Here is a 17,149-nt window from a genome sequence, read left to right as displayed (position 1 = left end):
CGACGGCGGCGACGAGTCGGCCGCCCGGTGTCTCACCGGCGTGCACGGGCCCGGGATTCGCGGGGCGGGCGGATGATGTGCGGCTTCAGTCCCGCCGGTGGTTCGGCGATGCCGGGCCCGCCGTCGGCTGCCCAGCGCAGCAGTTCCTCGGTGCTGTCGTCGTCCACGGCGAAGCCGATCCACACGGCGCGGGCACCGGCCCGGCGTCCGGCGGTGGAGGGCTGGACGACGATGACGTTGGCCTGGTCGCAGGGGCCGAGGCAGTCGGTCGTACGGACGGTGAAGCGGCCGCCGGAGGCAAGGGCGCCGGCGCGCAGCACGTCCAGCTGGCCCGCGTGGTCGAAGCCCCGGTGTCTGCGCGGGTGGCCGCAGCAGCAGCCCCGGCAGACGACCAGCGCCTGTCAGCAGGGCGTGCAACTCCTGGGCCGACACGAAGTCCTGGCAGCCCGCCAGTCCCTCGAGCAGCGCGGCCCGCTGCCGGGTCGTGGGGTTGGTCACGGCCGGTCATCCCCAGCGGCGCTCGTCCGAAGCGGCATGCCCTCGAGATAGATGAAAATGAAAGCTATGTCCATATGAATCAGCGGTCATGCATCGCCGGCCGAGGCGGCAGCGCTCGGCGCTCTTGCGGGAAGGCGGCAGCGCGGTCCTGCTTCCCACGCCGCCGGTGAAAGCGGGCGGCCGGATCTCGTCACCACGGCGGCATTCGGCCAACCCTCCACCCCTTTCCGTCCTCCGGACAACCGCGCAAACGGTCCGTTCCTCTCACAACGCGGGCGAGCCAACGCCTCTCACGTGACGGCCCCGGCCCGGACTTCACGGACGCGCCGTGCCGTCTGCTTCCTTCTCACAGCACCGGAGAACGAGGGAACGATGACCAGAAGACGCACCACCCGGCTGCGGCGCACGCTGCTCGCCGGCACCACGGCCATCGCCGTGACGGCCGTGACGGCCGGCATCGTCGCCGCGGCGCAGGAGCCCGCGAAGGCCGCGACGGGCCCCGAGCTGGGCCTCGTCGCGGCGACCACGTCGGTGACGCTCACCACCTGGAAGGAGGAGCCGGGTGTGTACCTGGACCTCGGCACCTACCTCATCGCCGAGGGGACTCCGCTGGAGTTGAAGGTGACCCGGAAGTCCTACAAGGACCCGGTGACCATCAGTCAGACCGTGTACGAGGGCGGCAAGGCCCGGACGAAGAAGCTGCCCACGGGCACCGTGAAGGACTTCTCCGGGCTGCCCGGCTTCACGGAGATCACCGTCACCGACGAAGCAGGCCAGGAGGTCCTCACCCGCAGCGAGAGCTTCTGCCCGAACAACGCCAGCGGCCGAGTGCGGCCCGACGCCCCCTCCACGTCCAAGTATCCGGAGAGCTGCCCCACCAACCCCTTCACCCTCGGCTCCGTGTGGGGCGTGGAGAAGGGCTGGGCGGCCAACACCTACGGGGGCTCCTACACCGAGCCGGTCCAGCTGCCGGCCGGTACCTACACGGCCAAGGTCGGTGTCGCCAAGAAGTACCGCGACCTGTTCGGCATCGCCGACAAGCCGGCCACGGTCAAGGTGACCGTGGTGGAACGCAGCGACGAGGACGAGGAGAGCACCACCGGCGCGGCGCCCCGTTCCGCGAAGGCCGGCGAGCACGCCGGGCACGGTGCCGGGCACCAGTCGCCGGCCGCGCACGCCGGTCACGGGCCCGGGCATGCCCCGTCCCCCGCCGAGGCCGCCGCGCCGGTGACGAGCGGTGCGGGTCCCTCGTACAACGTGGGCCACGGTCCGCTGAAGGCCGCGCCGCCGGCCCTGCCGTGGGCGCTGAAGAAGAAGCAGAAGTCCTCGCTGTCCCCGCGGGCCGGGGACGGCAGCGGCCAGACCGACGGCTCGCGTCAGGCGCCCGCCCTCGAACCGCTGTCGAAGCGGCCCACCGGCAAGCCCTCCGTCCCGGACGTCCCCAAGCCGGACCTGCGCTCGCTGCCGGCCTACGGCATCACCATCGCGGACGGCGGCAAGGAGAACCCGGGCAAGGACTATCTGGCGTTCAGCGCCAACGTCTGGAACGCCGGCCCGGCGCAGCTCGTGGTCGACGGCTTCCGCTCGCCCGGCAAGGCCACCATGGACGCCTACCAGTACTTCTACGACGCCAAGGGCAAGCAGGTCGGCTACACCCCGACCGGCACCATGGAGTGGGACCCGCGACCGGGGCACGAGCACTGGCACTTCACCGACTTCGCCAGCTACCGGCTGCTGAAGGCCGACCAGAAGGAGGCCGTGCGCAGCGGCAAGGAAGCCTTCTGCCTGGCCAACACCGACGCGATCGACTACACGGTGAAGAACGCCAACTGGCACCCGTACAACACCGACCTGTCCACCGCCTGCGGTGAGGAGAACTCGATCTCCGTCCGCGAGGTGCTGGACGTCGGCTCCGGCGACACCTACACCCAGGACCTGCCGGGCCAGTCCTTCGACATCACCGACGTGCCCAACGGCACCTACTACATACAGGTGCTGGCCAACCCCGAGAAGCGGCTGAAGGAAACCGACCTCGGCAACAACAGCGCCCTGCGGAAGATCGAGCTCGGCGGCAAGCCGGGTGCGCGGACGGTCACCGTTCCGGCGCACGAGCTGGTCGACGCCAACTGACCCCGCCGCACGACCGGGAGGGCGCCTCCGCCTGAGGTCACCGTTTCAGACGGTCCGCCAGCGCGAGGGCGTCCTCCGTCTTGGGGTGGGTCCGGCCGAGTTGGCCGTGCAGGATCTGCGCGCCCCTGCGGGCGGACTCCCCTGCGGACCGCTCGTTCAACGCGTCCAGGACCTGGGCCTTGAACAGCAGGGCGTAGCCGATGTAGAGGTGGTCCGGCGGGTAGTGCGCCTCGCGGATCCTGAGTGCGCGTTCGATGAGCGGCAGGGCTGTCACGGGATCGCCGAGGTCGAAGTGGACGGTCGCCAGGGCGATCAGGTCGAAGCTCACGTAGGGGTCGTCCGGACCGTGCGCGGCCTCGTCGATCCGCAGCGCCCGCTCGGCCAGGGGCAGTGCCGCCCGGTGCTCGGAGAGAAGGCACAGTGTCCGGGCCAGGGTCGCCAGGTCCGTCGCGAGGGCGGGGCTGTCGGCAGGCAGGCAGGACTCGTGCAGGCGCAGCGCGCGCTCGGCCAGGGGAAGTGCCGTCCGCGGCGCACCGAGGTCCCGGTGGATCTGCGCCAGTGTGCTCAGGTCGAAGCCGACCTCGGCGTCCCGGCCCTCAAGGGCCTCGTCCAGCGCCAGGGCGCGCTCGCACAGGGGCAGCGCCCCCGTGCGGTCGCCGATCGCGAGGAGGAACTCGGAGGCGTGCCGGAGCAGTTGTGCCGTCTCCGGCGCGCACTGCGCCGGCGGGTCGCCCTTGGTCACGGCCAGCACGTGGGGGAGCAGCGCGTGCCAGCGCGGCCGGGCGTCGGGGTCACCGTGGATGTCGTGCGGCACCGTCTCCAGCAGCGCGCGACACAGACGGGCCCGGCTCGTCGCGAGCAACTCGTCGGTCATCGTGGCTCGGACCGCTGCCTGCACCAGCCGGTGCAGCACCAGGGCGGAGTCTTCGCGCCGCGCCAGGCCGAGGCCGGCCAGGGATCCCACCGTCGCGTCCCACGCCAGTGGGTCCGCCGCCGCCGCGATCAACGGCTCCGGGCCGCGGGTGAAGAGAGCCAGCGGGATGGGCTCCGGGGCCAGCAGGGCGCACAGCCGCAACAGCTCCAGCGACTGCGGCTGTTCCCGCCGCAGCCTGTCCACACTGAGCTGCCACAGGGTCGCGACGACCACCGTCGGCCGGTCGGCCGCCTCGCCCCGCGCGATCATGTCCTCCAGCCGCGACGTCAGCAGAGCCAGGTACGCGTCGGGAGCTGTCTGGTGGTAGCCCATGTACCCCGCGGCCTGCTCCAACGCCAGCGGCAGGTCGCCCAGTTGCCGCGCGATGAGATCCGCCGTCCCGGCGCTCGTGCCGGGGACCCGCTGGAGGAGCAGTTCGACCGACTCCTGCCTGGTGAACTCCCGCAGATCGACGACATCGGCCGTGCCCGACCAGCCGCTCACCCTCGTCGTGACGAGGACGTGGCCGTTCTTCGCCAGGTCGCCCGACGGCAGCGCGTGCAGCAGCGTTCCCGGCTTCTCCGCGTTGTCGAAGATGACCAACCACGGCCTGCGGTCCCGCAACCTGGTGTACACACCCGGGACGACCTGCCCCGAGCCCATGTCCACCAGACCCAGCTCGCGGGCGAGCGAGGCGAACTGCGGTGCCAGCAGGTCGGGGTCCTCCGCGTCGATGAACGCGACGAACCGGTACTTGGACAGGTAGCGGTACGCGTACTCGACCGCGAGCTGCGTCTTGCCCACCCCGCCCAGCCCGTGCACGGCCACCATCGTGACCTCATCCGCCGAGCCGAGGCGCTGGCGCAGCACCCTCAGTGCGGTGTCACGGCCGGTGAAGCGGGTGTTGCGCGGCGGCAGACGGTACGTCCTGGGTGCGGCAGGGCGGGGCGCGCGGTCCCCGCGCGACTCGGGCCGCAGGCCGAGCCATGCGAGCGGGATCAGCAGCAGGAGCACCACCCACGGGTGCAGGCGCACGAAGTCCAGCGGCCCCGGCCAGCGGCTCTGCCCGGACGCGGCGTTGAAGGCGAGACTGCCGACGAAGAGCACCAGCAGAGCAGCCACCGAGCCGACCAGCCTGCGCCACATGGGCTCCCTCTCCGGTCGCGACGACGGCCGACGTGATCGTAACCGAGAACCGGCTCAAGTAGGCAGGGTGAACAACCTGCCTGGTCTGCCCAGCGGTTCAGGGTGGAGACAGTTCCCGGCGTGACGCGGCTCCTACTTGGGCGGCAGGCCGGCCGCGAACGCGCGTCCCTCGTCGATCCACTCATGGAGGACGTCGTCCTCCGCGACGGCTTCGCCCGCGACCACGACCCAGCCGCGCATCGGACGGCCGGTCATGTCGAAGACCCGCGTCCCCGGACGGGTCAGCGCCGCGGCGGTGGCGTCCGGGCCGACGCGGACCATGAGGTCGTCACCCGTCACGCCGACGGCCATGTTGCCCCGGTACAGGAAGGCGATCCCGCCGAACATGCGCTTCTCGGTGATACCGGGATCCGCGCCGAGCCGCTCCCGGATCCGCTCGGCCAGTCCTTCGTCGTACGTCATCAGGCGCCTCCTCGTCCCTCGGTGAGCCTGTGTTCGAGGTTGCGCAGGTCCTTGGTGAGGGAGGAGCGGACCTGGCGGGCGAGCAGGGGCGCGGCCAGGCGGAAGAGACCGCCGGGCCCTCCCCGGACGCGGATGGCGGCGTGCGTACCGCGCGGATGCGGCTCGAAGGAGTAGGTCACGTGCATCGGCATGGGAGCGACCACGGAGACCATGTCCAGCAACCGTGGGGGCTCGTACGCGGCCACGCGCAGGACGTAGTCGATGCGCCGGCCGAGGAAATACGCCGTGCGGGTGACCTCGGCGCCCGTCCCGAAGCCGCCGCCGTCCGCCTGCCGCGTCAGCTCCGCCCTGCGGATCCCCTGCGTCCACTCGGCGTCGTGGCGCCAGTCCAGGGCGTACTCCGCCACCCGCTCGGGCGGCAGCGGAATCACCCGCCGCACCGTCACGTCGATCGCCATCGCCTCGCCTCCTCGCACGGGTGGCTCCGGCCGGGATGCCGGCCGGTGCCGCACCGCACTTCCAGCATGGCCGTGATCCTCGACGGGCGCGTCCTGCGGTACGGGCCCGTGCGGAGGGGTGCCGTTCGGCGAGGTGCGGGGGTACGACGGTGCGCCACCGGGGGGTTCCCGGTCCGTCGCGCCGGTCAGTGGCTCCCGGCGAGCTCACCGCTGAGGGTCTTGTGGAGCTCGGCGCTGTGCTGGTTCAGCCCGGTGATCTCGACCTTCTTGCCGCGCTGGGCGTACTTGGTCTCGATCGCGTCCAGGGCGGCCACGGACGACGCGTCCCAGATGTGCGCCGCGGACAGGTCGATGACGACCTTGTCCGGGTCGGTGGCGTAGCCGAACCGGCTGACGAGGTCGTTGGACGAGGCGAAGAAGAGTTCGCCGGTGACCCGGTAGACGACCGCGGAGCCGTCGGGTTCGATGACGGCGGTGACCTCGGCGAGGTGGGCGACGCGCTTGGCGAAGACGACCATGGCGGTGATCGAGCCCACGACGACGCCGATGGCGAGGTTGTGGGTGGCGACCACACACGCGACGGTGACCACCATGACGGTGATCTCCCCGGCCGGCATCCGCTTCAGCGTCTTCGGGGCGATGGAGTGCCAGTCGAATGTGGCCACCGACACCATCACCATCACCGCGACGAGCGCGGCCATCGGGATGCCGGAGACGACGGGCCCGAAGACGATGCACAGCACCATCAGGAACGCACCGGCCAGGAAGGTGGACAGACGGGTGCGGGCGCCGGACACCTTCACGTTGATCATCGTCTGGCCGATCATGGCGCAGCCGCCCATGCCGCCGAAGAAGCCGGTGACGATGTTGGCGACGCCCTGGCCGACGGACTCGCGGGTCTTGGAGGAGTGGGTGTCGGTGATGTCGTCGACCAGCTTCGCGGTCATCAGCGACTCCATCAGGCCGACCAGGGCCATGGCGAGCGCGTAGGGGGCGATGGTGGCGAGGGTGTCGAGGGTGAACGGCACATCGGGCAGGCCCGGCACCGGCAGGGAGGACGGCAGGTCGCCCTTGTCGCCCACGGTCGGCACCGCGATGCCGGCCGCGACGGTGATGACGGTGAGGACGACGATGGACACCAGCGGCGCGGGGATCACCGTGGTGACCTTCGGGAAGAACACCATGAGCGCCAGTCCGCCGCCGATCAGCGGGTAGACGGGCCAGGGCACGTCCGTCATCTCCGGCACCTGCGCCATGAAGATCAGGATCGCGAGGGAGTTGACGAAGCCGACCATCACCGAGCGCGGCACGAACCGCATCAGCCGGGCGACCCCCAGGGCGCCCAGGGCCACCTGGAAGACGCCGGCCAGGATGACCGCGGCGACCAGGTAGCCGAAGCCGTGCTCGCGGTTGAGCGGGGCGATGACCAGGGCGACGGCACCGGTCGCGGCGGAGATCATCGCCCGGCGCCCGCCGACGACGGAGATCACCACGGCCATGGTGAAGGAGGCGAACAGGCCGACCGCCGGATCGACGCCCGCGATGATCGAGAACGAGATCGCCTCAGGGACCAGGGCGAGGGCCACGACCAGGCCGGCCAGCACCTCGGTACGCCAGACCTGGGGGTTGTTCAGCCAGTCGGGGCGCAGGCCGCGCAGCCGGGCGGCGGGAGTCGTTGCGAAGGAGGACACGGGAGTCGGGAACCTGTCGTGCTCGGGCACCCGACGGCGGGCCGGGATGCGCGGGAAGGGCGCGGCGGGCCGGTTCGGCACTGCCGCGGGTGGCCCAGTGGCGGGCCGGAGTTCTGCAGCGGACGTGATCCTTGGCGCAGGTGTGCGGCGGGGTCGCGTCAGGGGCGAAGGATCACGGCGGGCAGGCGGCGGCGCCGAGCACCAGGGACATGCGCACGCTCTTCTCCTGCAAGGCTCGGTGGTTTTCGCCGGGGCGTCCTCGGCAACTCTACCCTAACGTTAGAGTAGAGTCCGTTCGGGGCCCGCGCGGGACGCGGCCACCCCAGCCGAAGGGCCAGGAGTCGGGGCGTGGACAGCAAGCACATGCAGATCGGCGAGGTCGCCGCGCGGACCGAGCTGTCCCTGCGCACCATCCGCCACTACGAGGAGACCGGCCTGGTCATCCCCTCGGCCCGTTCCCAGGGCGGATTCCGCCTCTACACCGAGACCGATGTCGCCCGGCTCATGGTCATCCGCCGCATGAAGCCACTGGGTTTCACCCTCGACGAGATGCGCGACCTGCTGGACGCCACCGACCGTCTCGACGCCAATGACCGCCTCGACGCCGCGGGCGGGCTCGGAGACGACGACGCGCGCGAGGTGCTGCTGGAGCGCGTGCGGGAGTACGCGGCCGCGGCGGACCGGAAGACCGAGGAACTGCGGGTGCAGCTGGCACGCGCCGAGGAGTTCGCCGCCACCCTCCACGCCCGCCTGGAACGGGCACGTCCCACTCACCTCTGAGGCACAGCGCCTCTGACGGCAGCGCCGCAGGACGTCCCTGTTCCGTAAGAGTTCGCTTGTTCCGCCGGGGCCCAGGGCCCGGGTGGGATGGAGCACATGAAACTGCCTGTTCTCCGGCCGGTGTTCAGAGGCGGATCGCATGACGCCCGTACGGCCACCTCGATCGGCCGCTGGCTCGGACCGGCCTTCGCCGTCTGTTTCGTCACCGGGCTGGTCAGTCACGTCATGCAGCATCCGCCGGGATGGCTGGCCGACAGCATTCCGAGCCGCCCTGTGTGGGGGTACCGACTCACCCAGGGACTGCACGTCGCCTCCGGCACCGCGGCGGTCCCGTTGCTGCTCGCGAAGCTGTGGGCGGTGTATCCACGGCTGTTCGAGTGGCCGCCGGTGCGGTCGGTACGGCATGCCTTGGAGCGTGCGTCGGTCGCGGTGCTGGTGTCGGGCGCGGTCTTCGAGTTGACGACCGGGCTGCTGAACATCGCCCAGTGGTACCCGTGGCCGTTCTCCTTCGTGCCCGTGCACTACGCGGTGGCGTGGCTGGTCATCGGGGCGCTGGCCCTGCACATCGCCGTCAAGGCTCCGGTGATCAGGGCACACTGGACCCGTCGCGCACCGGGGACGCTCGCCCTGCCTCCGCAGGACGGCCCCGACCGTCGTTCGCTGCTGGCCGGAGTGGGAGCGGCCGTCGGGGCCGTCACGCTCACCACCGTGGGGCAGTCGTTCACCCCGCTCAAGGACCTCGTCCTCTTCGCACCCCGTCACCCGGACCACGGCCCGCAGTCCCTGCCGGTCAACCGGACCGCCGCCGCTGCCGGAGTCGGGCGGATCGACGCCGCGCACTACCGCTTGGTGGTCGCCGGTCCGCGGACGTACACCCTGACGCTGGAGGAGCTGCGCGCTCTGCCCCAGCACGAGGTGGAGCTGCCGATCGCGTGCGTGGAGGGATGGAGCAAGTCGGCGCGCTGGACCGGCGTGCGCGTCGTGGACCTGCTGGAGCGGGCGGGGGCACCGGCGCATGCGCGGGTGCGGGTGGTGTCGTTGCAGCCGCGGGGCGGCTACCGGGTGTCGGAGCTGGGGCCCCGGCACGCCCGGGACCCGCTGACGCTGCTCGCGCTGCGGCTGAACGGCGGGGAACTCGACCCCGATCACGGCTATCCGGCGCGGCTCATGGCGCCCGATCGGCCGGGCGTGCAGCAGACCAAGTGGGTCGGCCGGCTGGAGGTGCTGGCGTGAAGGCCCTGCGTGTGACGACGGGCGCGGCCGGTGTGGCGCTCATGGGCGTCGGAGTGTCGCTGCTGATGGATGTCCGTGACCTCTCGGATGTGCTGCTGTGGCTGGGTGGGGCGGTCGTCCTGCACGACCTGGTGATCGCCCCGCTGGTGCTGCTGGCCGGACTGCTGCTGGTGCGCGGCGGTGCGCGCGGGACGGTTCGCGGCGCCCTCCTGGTCATGGGCGCGCTGACGGCGGTGGCCCTGCCCGTGCTCCTGAGGCCGGGCAGGCCGGCCAACGCGTCCGTGCTGCCGCTGGATTATGGGCGCAACTGGCTCATCGCACTGGCGGCGGTGGCGGCGGTGGCGGCGGTGGCGGCGCTGTGGTCGGCCGTGCGCGGGCTCGGGCGAGCTCGCCGACGGCCTGATGCGTGAAGTCCCGGCACCTCCTCTCCGGCGGTCCCGTCCCGGCGAGGAGGTGCCGGGAGGGCTTACGAACCCCTGACGTTTCCGGGGCGAGGCGTCCGCGGCCCGAAGAGCGACCCTACGGTCGAGGCCATGTTGATCCTGGTCACCGGAGGCGCGGGCTTCATCGGCTCGCACATCGTCACCGCCCTCATGGGCGCCGGGCACGAGGTTCGCGTCCTCGACGCGCTGCTGCCCGCGGCACACCGAAAGGCCCCGCCGATCCCCGACGGGGTGGACTGGCGGCACGCCGACGTCCGCGACGGGGCGGCGACGGCCGACGCCCTGCGGGGAGCGGACGCCGTCTGCCACCAGGCGGCCATGGTCGGTCTCGGGAAGGACCTCGCCGACGCCCCGGACTACGTGGGCTGCAACGACCTCGGCACCGCCGTCCTCCTGGCCGAAATGGCCCGAGCCGGCCTGCGACGGCTCGTGTTGGCGAGTTCGATGGTGATCTACGGCGAAGGACGCTACGAGTGCCCGCGACACGGTGCCGTACGCCCCGGGCCGCGCCGGGTGGCGGATCTCGACACGGGAGACTTCGAGCCTCCGTGCCCGCACTGTGGAACGCCGCTGGCAGCCGGCCTGGTGGGGGAGGAACACCCCGCCGACCCCCGCAACGTCTACGCCGCCACCAAACTGGCCCAGGAGCACCTGGCCGCCGCGTGGGCACGGGCGACCGGCGGGCGGGTCACCGCCCTTCGCTACCACAACGTGTACGGCCCCGGGATGCCGCGGGACACCCCGTACGCGGGAGTCGCCTCACTGTTCCGCTCCGCGCTCGCCCGCGGCGAAGCACCCCGTGTCTTCGAGGACGGCGGGCAGCGGCGGGACTTCGTCCACGTCCGGGACGTCGCGAGCGCCAACCTCGCGGCGCTGGCAGGCGTGGACGGCCTTCCGGCGGGCGGCCTGCGGGCGTACAACGTCGGCAGCGGAGACCCGCACACCGTGGGGGAGATGGCCGCCGCGCTGGCCGGCGCGCACGGCGGACCGGCACCTGTCGTCACGGGCGAGTACCGGCTCGGCGACGTCCGGCACATCACCGCCTCCTCCGAGCGGCTGCGGGACGAACTCGGCTGGAGGCCACAGGTCGCCTTCGCGGAAGGCGTCACGGAGTTCGCCGCGGCGCCCCTGCGGGCGGTATGAGCCCTCCTGGGGGCGGGTCGGCAGGGGCGGCCGGGAGGCGGCAGCGACGTCAGCGTTCCGTAAGCACACGACATCCCTTATGCCGGTTTTGCGTCCGTAGGGTGAGTGAGGTGATCGAGAATCCCCCCTCCTCCGTGGACGTCGTACTGCCCTGCCTCGACGAGGCCGAGGCCCTGCCGTGGGTGCTCGAGCGGATCCCGCCGGGCTGGCGGGCGATCGTCGTCGACAACGGTTCCCGTGACGGTTCACCGCGCATCGCCCGCGAGTCGGGCGCGCATGTGGTCCACGAGCCGCGGCGGGGCTTCGGGGCCGCCTGCCACGCGGGCCTCACCGCCGCGACGGCCGACGTGGTCTGCTTCTGCGACTGCGACGCCTCCCTCGACCCCGGACTCCTGCCCACCGTCGCCGGACCCGTCCTCGACGGCGCCGCGGATCTGGTCCTGGGCCGCCGCCGGCCCACCGCCCGCGATGCCTGGCCCGTCCACGCCCGCCTGGCCAACCTGGAGTTGGCCCGTCTCGTCCGCCGCCGAACCGGCCTGCGCCTGCACGACCTTGGTCCGATGCGCGCCGCACGCCGGGAAGCCCTGCTGGACCTGGGGCTGACCGACCGGCGCTCCGGCTATCCCCTGCAGATGGTGGTGCGCGCCGCCGACGCCCGCTGGCGGGTGACGGAGACCGACGTGCCCTATCACCCGCGCACCGGCCGCTCCAAGGTCACGGGCACCTGGCGCGGCACCTGGCAGGCCGTGCGCGACATGCGAGCGGTCCTCGCCGAGCGACCCGCCGCCGCTGTCGCCGGTGCCGGCGTCGAGGGAGGTGCCCGATGAGCCCCGCTCCCGAGGCCGCGGGCACGGCCACCGTGCTGGTCATCGCGAAGGAGCCGGTGCCCGGGCGGGTCAAGACCCGGCTCACCCCGCCCTTCACCCCCCAGGAGGCGGCCGCCCTGGCGGAGGCCGCTCTGACCGACACGCTCCACGCGGTGCTCCGGGCCCCCGCCGGCCGCCGGGTGCTCGTCCTCGACGGAACCCCCGGCCCCTGGCTGCCGCCCGGCTTCGAGGTCCTGCCCCAGGCGTCCGGTGGCCTCGACGAGCGGATCGCCGCCGCCTTCGACCGCTGCGACAGCGGCCCGGCACTGCTCATCGGCATGGACACTCCGCACGTCACCCCGGACCTGCTGGCCGGTGTGGGCCGGGACGGGCACGACGCCTGGTTCGGCCCGGCCGCCGACGGCGGTTTCTGGGCCCTGGGCTTCGCCGACCCGGCCCGCGCCGGGGCGTGCGTGCGGGGCGTCCCGATGTCCACCGGCCACACCGGAACCGTGCAGCGGCGCAGGCTGGCGGAGGCCGGGCTGACGATCGGTGACCTGCCGACGCTGCGGGACGTGGACACCGCCGCCGACGCGGCCGCGGTGGTCGCGAGCTGCCCGCGCGGATCCCGCTTCGCCGCCACCCTGGCCTCCCTCGCGGAGACCGTCCGATGAGCGGCACGGCGCGCCCGACGCGCACCGCGGTCACCCCGGTCACCGCACGGACCGAGCCCACCGGGCGCACGGGGCCGCAACGCGACGACCCCCTGCACGTCACGCTGCCTCCCCAACTGCCGGCCCCCGAACACCGAACGCCTCGCCTCACCCCCGTCGAACCGGGCGAGCCGTGGACGGACGACCCCTACGGCCGGGCCCTGCGCACCGGCCACGGCCCGCTGTACCTGCGCCGCATGCCACCGCCGGCCGACGGGGCTGCCGAACTGCTGCCCCTGGACGTGGAGCGCTTCTGCGCCGCGCCCGACGCCGCCGACACGGACGTACTGCGCCGCTGCACCGGACCCGTCCTGGACGTCGGCTGTGGCCCGGGGCGCCTGGTGGCCGCTCTGGCCGCCCGGGGAATGCCCGCGCTCGGAGTGGACGTCAGCCCGGCCGCCGTCGCCCGGACCCGCCGCCGAGGCGGAGCCGCCCTGCGACGGTCCGTCTTCGACCGGCTGCCCCGTGAAGGCCGCTGGAGCACGGTCCTGTTGATGGACGGCAACATCGGCATCGGGGGCGACCCCGTGGCGCTCCTCGCCCGCCTGCGCGACCTGCTCCGCCCCGGTGGATGCCTGCTGGCCGAGGCGGCCCCGCAGGACGTGGACGAACACCTCACCGTCCGTGTCGAGGACGCCCACGGCCGCCACGGACGTCCCTTTCCCTGGGCCCGCCTCGGCACCACCGCCCTGCTGCGCGCCGCGGACGCCACGGGATGGATCCTCACCGGTCGCTGGACGGCCGACGACCGTCCCTTCCTGGAACTCCGCCGCCCGCACGCGCGGTTCGACGTGAGGCCCACGACCGAAGGAGGGCCGGACCGCCCATGACGAACACCGCCACCTCGCCGTCGCGGGGCCCGGGGCACCCCGCCGCACCCCCGACGTCGCGCCCCGGCGCCCGGAGCGCTCGCCTCCGCATCGTCCTGACCGCGATCCTGCTCACGGCTCTGACCGTCGTCGTCGCCGGCACCCTCCAGGCAGGCGACAACATCGGCGCGCCCGGCCGACTGCTGGCCGGATACGGTGTCGCCTGGGCGCTGTTCGCCGCCGCCGTGTGGACCGTACGCAAGATCCCCGCCCGTGCCGCGACGGTCCTGGTCCTCGTCGGCTCGGCCGCGGTCGCCGTGGCCGGGCTCACCGCGCAGCCCCGCACCAGCAACGACATGTACCGCTACGCCTGGGACGGCCGCGTCCAGGCCGCCGGCATCTCCCCCTACGCCCACCCGCCCGCCGCACCCGAGCTCGCCCGCCTGCGCGACCCCTGGCTGTTCCCCACCCGGCAAGCCTGCGAGGGATGGGGGCTCACCCACACGCGCGGCGGGCTCTGCGTCCGCATCAACCGGCCCACCGTCCCCACCATCTACCCTCCGGTCGCCGAGGGCTGGTACCTCGCCGTGCACAGCCTGTCGCCGCCGGACAGCCGCCACAAGCCGCTCCAGGTCGGGGGCGCCGTCCTGGCCCTCGGCACGACCCTCGCCCTGCTCCGCGCCCTGCGCCGCCGCGGCGATCCGCGGCGGGCCCCGTCCCGCGCCGCGTTGTGGGCCTGGTGCCCGGCCGTCTCCCTGGAAGCGGTCAACAACGCCCACATCGACACCCTCGGCGTCCTGTTCGTCGTCCTCGCGCTCGGCACCGCCACGGCAGGGGCCCGCCGCGGTGTGCTCCTCGGTACCGCGATCGCCGTCAAACTCCTGCCCGTCCTCGCCCTGCCCGGAGCGCTGTCCGGACAACGCCGGCCTTCTCGCGTCCTGCGCGTCGTCGCGGCCGTCCTCACCGCCGTCGCCCTCGCCTATGTGCCCTACGTCGCGGCCTCCGGCACGGGCGTCCTGGGCTATCTCCCCGGCTATCTCCACGAGGAGGGCTACCAGCCCGGCCACGTCCGCCGCTTCGCCCTGCTGAGGCTCCTGTTGCCGGACGCCGCCGCGGGCGTGGCCGCGGCCGCGCTGCTCACGCTGATCGGCCTGCACGTGTGGTGGCGTGGGGACCCCGCCCGCCCCTGGCGCGGGGCCCTGCTGCTCACCGGCACCGCCCTGCTCCTCTTCTCCCCGAGCTACCCCTGGTACTCGCTGCTCGTGGTCGCGCTCGTCGCCATGGACGGCCGCTGGGAGTGGCTCACGGTCACGCTCGCAGGCACCACCCTCTACCTCGCGGGCCGTCTCCTGCCCGGTTTCCCCCTCCAGGCCTGGGCCTACGGCACGGCGGCGACCGTGATCATCATTGCTGCCTGTCTGCGCTCCGGCGGAGCACGCGGTGCACCCACCTCCTCATGGGTCCCCGGAGATGAGGACACAGCGGAGCCCCGGCCGGGAAGTCCGTCCCCGTCTCCTGGGACATCGCACTGAAGAAGGTGTGGCCCTCGCTGGTCTGGTGGGTGGTGGTCCACCGATGGCCCGGGTGGAGGACGAGCAGGCAGTGCAGGGCCTCACGCCCCAGTCCCTGCCGCCGCCACTCCTCTTCGACCCAGATGTCGAGGATCCGTCCCGTGCGGCACTTTGGGCAGGCGCGGAAGCGTAATCGGCCGACCTCCTCGTGCCCGCGGGTGGCGAGGACGACCTCGGCCGCCCGGCCCGGATGCCCCGCCGTGCCGCCGGTGACCCGTAACGACCGACCGCCCGAGTCCCCGCCGCCCCCCGACCAACTCATGGCCCCGGCTCCCTCGGTGTCCTGACCGACCACTGAACGACCACATCTTTGCAGGACATGTGCGCGCCCGCTGCGGTTGCGCCGTTCAAGAATGAGTCAGGCGGTCACAGCGTTCGGCCGGAACTGCGCGATCCCGAGGTTGCTGCGGCCACCCCTCGATCCGCTCAGACGTCGAGCCGGCGGGGATCCACATGGATCTTCGGGCCGGGGCCCGCGTCGTGTGGGCGTTGTCCGGCGAGGACGGCTCCCGCCTCGGTGAGGGGGACGGTCGCGGCGACCAGGGGGCGGGGGTCGACGGATCCGTCGGCGTAGGCGCGGATGGTGGCGGACAGGCCGGGGGAGGCGGAGAGGATGCCGACCGCGGTGACGTCCTTGAGGACGAGCGTGCGGGTGTCGATCCGGCTGGGTTCGCCGGCGAGTCCGATGCAGACGACACGGCCTCCCGGTTCCACGAGGTCGAGGGCCGTCGCGGGCAGGTGGGCGGCGTTCGAGGCGTCGATGACCGCGTCGAAGGGGAGGTCCGGGACCTCGGTCTCGGACCAGGTGTGCGGGAAGCCGAGTGCGCGGGCGAAGGCGAGGGAGCTCTCGGTCCGCCCCATCAGGTGGACCTCGGCGCCTGTGGCACGGGCGAACATCGCGACGAGCAGTCCGATGGTGCCCGGGCCGAGCACCAACACCATGTCACCCGGCCGCAGTTGTGCCGCCCGGGCGGCCCGGAGGGCGTTGCCTCCCGGCTCCACCAGGGCGCCGAGGGTCGCGTCGACCGTGTCGGGCAGGACGTGCAGCGAGGAGACCGGCACGGCGAGTCGCTCCGCGAGGGCGCCGGGCCGGTCCCCGCGGATGCCGACCTCATGCCGTTGGTCGCACACGTGCTGGTGGCCGCGCAGACAGCGGCGGCAGATGCCGCAGCCGAGCATGGTGTCGCCCATGACACGCCGGCCGATCCAGGCGGGGTCGACACCGTGGCCCACGGCCGCCACCCTGCCGGCCCATTCGTGCCCCAGGCGCATGGGGTAGGAGGAATGACCCTGGTGGAGGTAGGCCATCTCGCCGGTGAAGAACTCGACGTCGGTACCGCAGACGCCGGCCCGTTCGACGTCGACGACGGCCTCCCCGGGAGCCGGTTCGGGTGCGGGCACCTCCTGCACTTCGTATGTGCCGGGGGCGGTCAGGACGAACGCCCTCATGCCGTGGGGTCCATGGGATGCATGGGGTGGTCTCCGTACGGTGGGCGGGACGTGGAGGCGGAACTCAGCGGTGCGGGTGTGCCAGCGGGCCGAGTGCGGCCCGGATCTCGTCGGCCGCTTCGGTCAGCGTGCGCAGCGGCGTGCGATAGGTCAGGGCGCTGACGCTCACGGCGCCGCTGGGTGCCGTGGGCGAGGCCGCGTAGACGGGCACCGCGAGGCAGTTGACGCCGGGTTCGTTCTCCTGGTCGTCGAGGGCGTAGCCCTGTTCCCTGACGGCCCGCAGCTCGCCGTGCAGGTCCTCGGCCGTGCGGCGGGTGTGCGGGGCGCGGGGCTCCAGGGGCCGGTCGCCGATCCACTCCCGGACCGCTTCCAGGGTGTCCAACCGGTGGGCCAGCAGCAGTTTCCCGACGGCGGTGGAGTGCGCGGGGTTGCGGCCGCCGATCGTCGAGGTCAGCCGGACGGCGCCGGCGGGCGGGTCGACCTTGGCCCGGTAGACGATCTCCCGCCCGTCGAGGACCGCGTAGTGCGCCGTCTCGCCGAACCGGTGGGCGAGCGCCTCCAGCACCGGGCGGATCCGCACGTGCTCGGGGCGCGCCTCGTGGTGGGCGAAGGCCATCCGCAGGAACTCGTCCCCCAGCACGTACCGGCCGCGCGCGTCCTGCCCGGCCAGACCCGCCCGGCGCAGGGCGCCCAGGGCCCGGTGCACGGTGGGTTTGGGGCTGCCGATCACCCGGGTCAGCTCCTCCAGGCCCACCCCGTCGGGGTAGCGGGCGAGTTCCTTGAGGACGGCGAGGACACGGTCGGAGCCGACCAGGCGACCGCCGCCGGCGGGCTCCGAGTCGTCCCCGTCGCGGTCTGTCGATCCTCTGGGCGTCTGCGTATGCTCCATGGGGTTCCAGAGGTT

At 72.9% G+C, this 17,149-nt stretch carries 16 protein-coding genes and 1 pseudogene; 9 read left to right on the top strand and 8 right to left on the bottom strand.

Annotated features, from left to right (window positions below; all coding sequences use genetic code 11):
- Positions 1 to 32: 32 nt before the first annotated feature.
- On the bottom strand, positions 33 to 395 hold the full coding sequence (locus tag ABZ948_RS04195; RefSeq protein ID WP_359757326.1) for a (2Fe-2S) ferredoxin domain-containing protein: 363 nt from the start codon (positions 393 to 395) through the stop codon (positions 33 to 35).
- A gap of 475 nt (positions 396 to 870) precedes the next feature.
- Here ABZ948_RS04195 and ABZ948_RS04190 point away from each other — a divergent pair, with 475 nt between their 5' ends.
- A complete protein-coding gene (locus ABZ948_RS04190) occupies positions 871 to 2,628 on the top strand; it encodes a lysyl oxidase family protein (protein WP_359757065.1) in 1,758 nt (585 codons plus the stop codon).
- A 37-nt stretch (positions 2,629 to 2,665) separates the two neighbouring features.
- Here the strand turns inward: ABZ948_RS04190 and fxsT are convergent, their stop codons facing one another.
- From fxsT to ABZ948_RS04170, 4 genes are all read right to left on the bottom strand, one after another.
- Positions 2,666 to 4,687: an FxSxx-COOH system tetratricopeptide repeat protein gene (fxsT, locus tag ABZ948_RS04185; RefSeq protein ID WP_359757063.1), complete on the bottom strand. Its 2,022-nt coding sequence runs from the start codon at positions 4,685 to 4,687 to the stop codon at positions 2,666 to 2,668.
- A gap of 132 nt (positions 4,688 to 4,819) precedes the next feature.
- The gene (locus ABZ948_RS04180; protein ID WP_359757061.1) at positions 4,820 to 5,149 is read right to left on the bottom strand and encodes a TfoX/Sxy family protein; all 330 of its coding nucleotides are present in this window, start codon (positions 5,147 to 5,149) and stop codon (positions 4,820 to 4,822) included.
- On the bottom strand, positions 5,149 to 5,607 hold the full coding sequence (locus tag ABZ948_RS04175; protein WP_359757059.1) for an SRPBCC family protein: 459 nt from the start codon (positions 5,605 to 5,607) through the stop codon (positions 5,149 to 5,151). The genes ABZ948_RS04180 and ABZ948_RS04175 overlap by 1 nt, the downstream gene beginning before the upstream one ends.
- Before the next feature lie 185 nt (positions 5,608 to 5,792).
- Positions 5,793 to 7,298 carry a SulP family inorganic anion transporter gene (locus ABZ948_RS04170; RefSeq protein ID WP_359757057.1) on the bottom strand — a complete coding sequence of 502 codons (1,506 nt, stop codon included), beginning with the start codon at positions 7,296 to 7,298 and terminating at the stop codon, positions 5,793 to 5,795.
- A 348-nt stretch (positions 7,299 to 7,646) separates the two neighbouring features.
- Between ABZ948_RS04170 and ABZ948_RS04165 the strand changes: the two genes are divergently transcribed.
- From ABZ948_RS04165 to ABZ948_RS04130, 8 genes are all read left to right on the top strand, one after another.
- Positions 7,647 to 8,078 carry a MerR family transcriptional regulator gene (locus ABZ948_RS04165; RefSeq protein WP_359757055.1) on the top strand — a complete coding sequence of 144 codons (432 nt, stop codon included), beginning with the start codon at positions 7,647 to 7,649 and terminating at the stop codon, positions 8,076 to 8,078.
- Positions 8,079 to 8,174: 96 nt separating this feature from the next.
- The gene (locus ABZ948_RS04160) at positions 8,175 to 9,311 is read left to right on the top strand and encodes a molybdopterin-dependent oxidoreductase (RefSeq protein ID WP_435857455.1); all 1,137 of its coding nucleotides are present in this window, start codon (positions 8,175 to 8,177) and stop codon (positions 9,309 to 9,311) included.
- On the top strand, positions 9,308 to 9,721 hold the full coding sequence (locus ABZ948_RS04155; RefSeq protein ID WP_359757051.1) for a hypothetical protein: 414 nt from the start codon (positions 9,308 to 9,310) through the stop codon (positions 9,719 to 9,721). The genes ABZ948_RS04160 and ABZ948_RS04155 overlap by 4 nt, the downstream gene beginning before the upstream one ends.
- 123 nt (positions 9,722 to 9,844) lie before the next feature.
- Entirely contained in the window at positions 9,845 to 10,897 is a 1,053-nt protein-coding gene (locus ABZ948_RS04150; RefSeq protein WP_359757049.1) for an NAD-dependent epimerase/dehydratase family protein, read from the top strand.
- A 110-nt stretch (positions 10,898 to 11,007) separates the two neighbouring features.
- Complete coding sequence (locus tag ABZ948_RS04145) at positions 11,008 to 11,724, top strand: glycosyltransferase family 2 protein (protein ID WP_359757047.1); 717 nt, start codon at positions 11,008 to 11,010, stop codon at positions 11,722 to 11,724.
- The gene (locus ABZ948_RS04140; protein WP_359757045.1) at positions 11,721 to 12,377 is read left to right on the top strand and encodes a TIGR04282 family arsenosugar biosynthesis glycosyltransferase; all 657 of its coding nucleotides are present in this window, start codon (positions 11,721 to 11,723) and stop codon (positions 12,375 to 12,377) included. The genes ABZ948_RS04145 and ABZ948_RS04140 overlap by 4 nt, the downstream gene beginning before the upstream one ends.
- The gene (locus tag ABZ948_RS04135) at positions 12,374 to 13,246 is read left to right on the top strand and encodes a class I SAM-dependent methyltransferase (RefSeq protein ID WP_359757043.1); all 873 of its coding nucleotides are present in this window, start codon (positions 12,374 to 12,376) and stop codon (positions 13,244 to 13,246) included. Before ABZ948_RS04140 ends, ABZ948_RS04135 begins: the two co-directional genes overlap by 4 nt.
- Positions 13,243 to 14,757, top strand: a complete 1,515-nt coding sequence (locus ABZ948_RS04130) for a glycosyltransferase 87 family protein (RefSeq protein ID WP_359757041.1) — start codon at positions 13,243 to 13,245, stop codon at positions 14,755 to 14,757. The genes ABZ948_RS04135 and ABZ948_RS04130 overlap by 4 nt, the downstream gene beginning before the upstream one ends.
- 73 nt (positions 14,758 to 14,830) lie before the next feature.
- Here ABZ948_RS04130 and ABZ948_RS04125 read toward each other — a convergent pair.
- From ABZ948_RS04125 to ABZ948_RS04115, 3 genes and pseudogenes are all read right to left on the bottom strand, one after another.
- Positions 14,831 to 15,058 (bottom strand): annotated as a pseudogene (locus ABZ948_RS04125) (GNAT family N-acetyltransferase); the annotation flags it as partial.
- Positions 15,059 to 15,222: 164 nt separating this feature from the next.
- Positions 15,223 to 16,245 (bottom strand): zinc-dependent alcohol dehydrogenase, encoded by a 1,023-nt coding sequence (locus ABZ948_RS04120; RefSeq protein WP_359757039.1) that lies wholly within the window; start codon positions 16,243 to 16,245, stop codon positions 15,223 to 15,225.
- A 64-nt stretch (positions 16,246 to 16,309) separates the two neighbouring features.
- On the bottom strand, positions 16,310 to 17,134 hold the full coding sequence (locus ABZ948_RS04115) for an IclR family transcriptional regulator (protein WP_359757037.1): 825 nt from the start codon (positions 17,132 to 17,134) through the stop codon (positions 16,310 to 16,312).
- Positions 17,135 to 17,149 lie beyond the last annotated feature (15 nt).

Source organism: Streptomyces olindensis (genome assembly GCF_040645895.1).
Taxonomy (GTDB): domain Bacteria; phylum Actinomycetota; class Actinomycetes; order Streptomycetales; family Streptomycetaceae; genus Streptomyces; species Streptomyces olindensis.
Note: the sequence above shows the minus strand (reverse complement) of the source record. Positions and strands in the feature narration are given on the sequence as shown.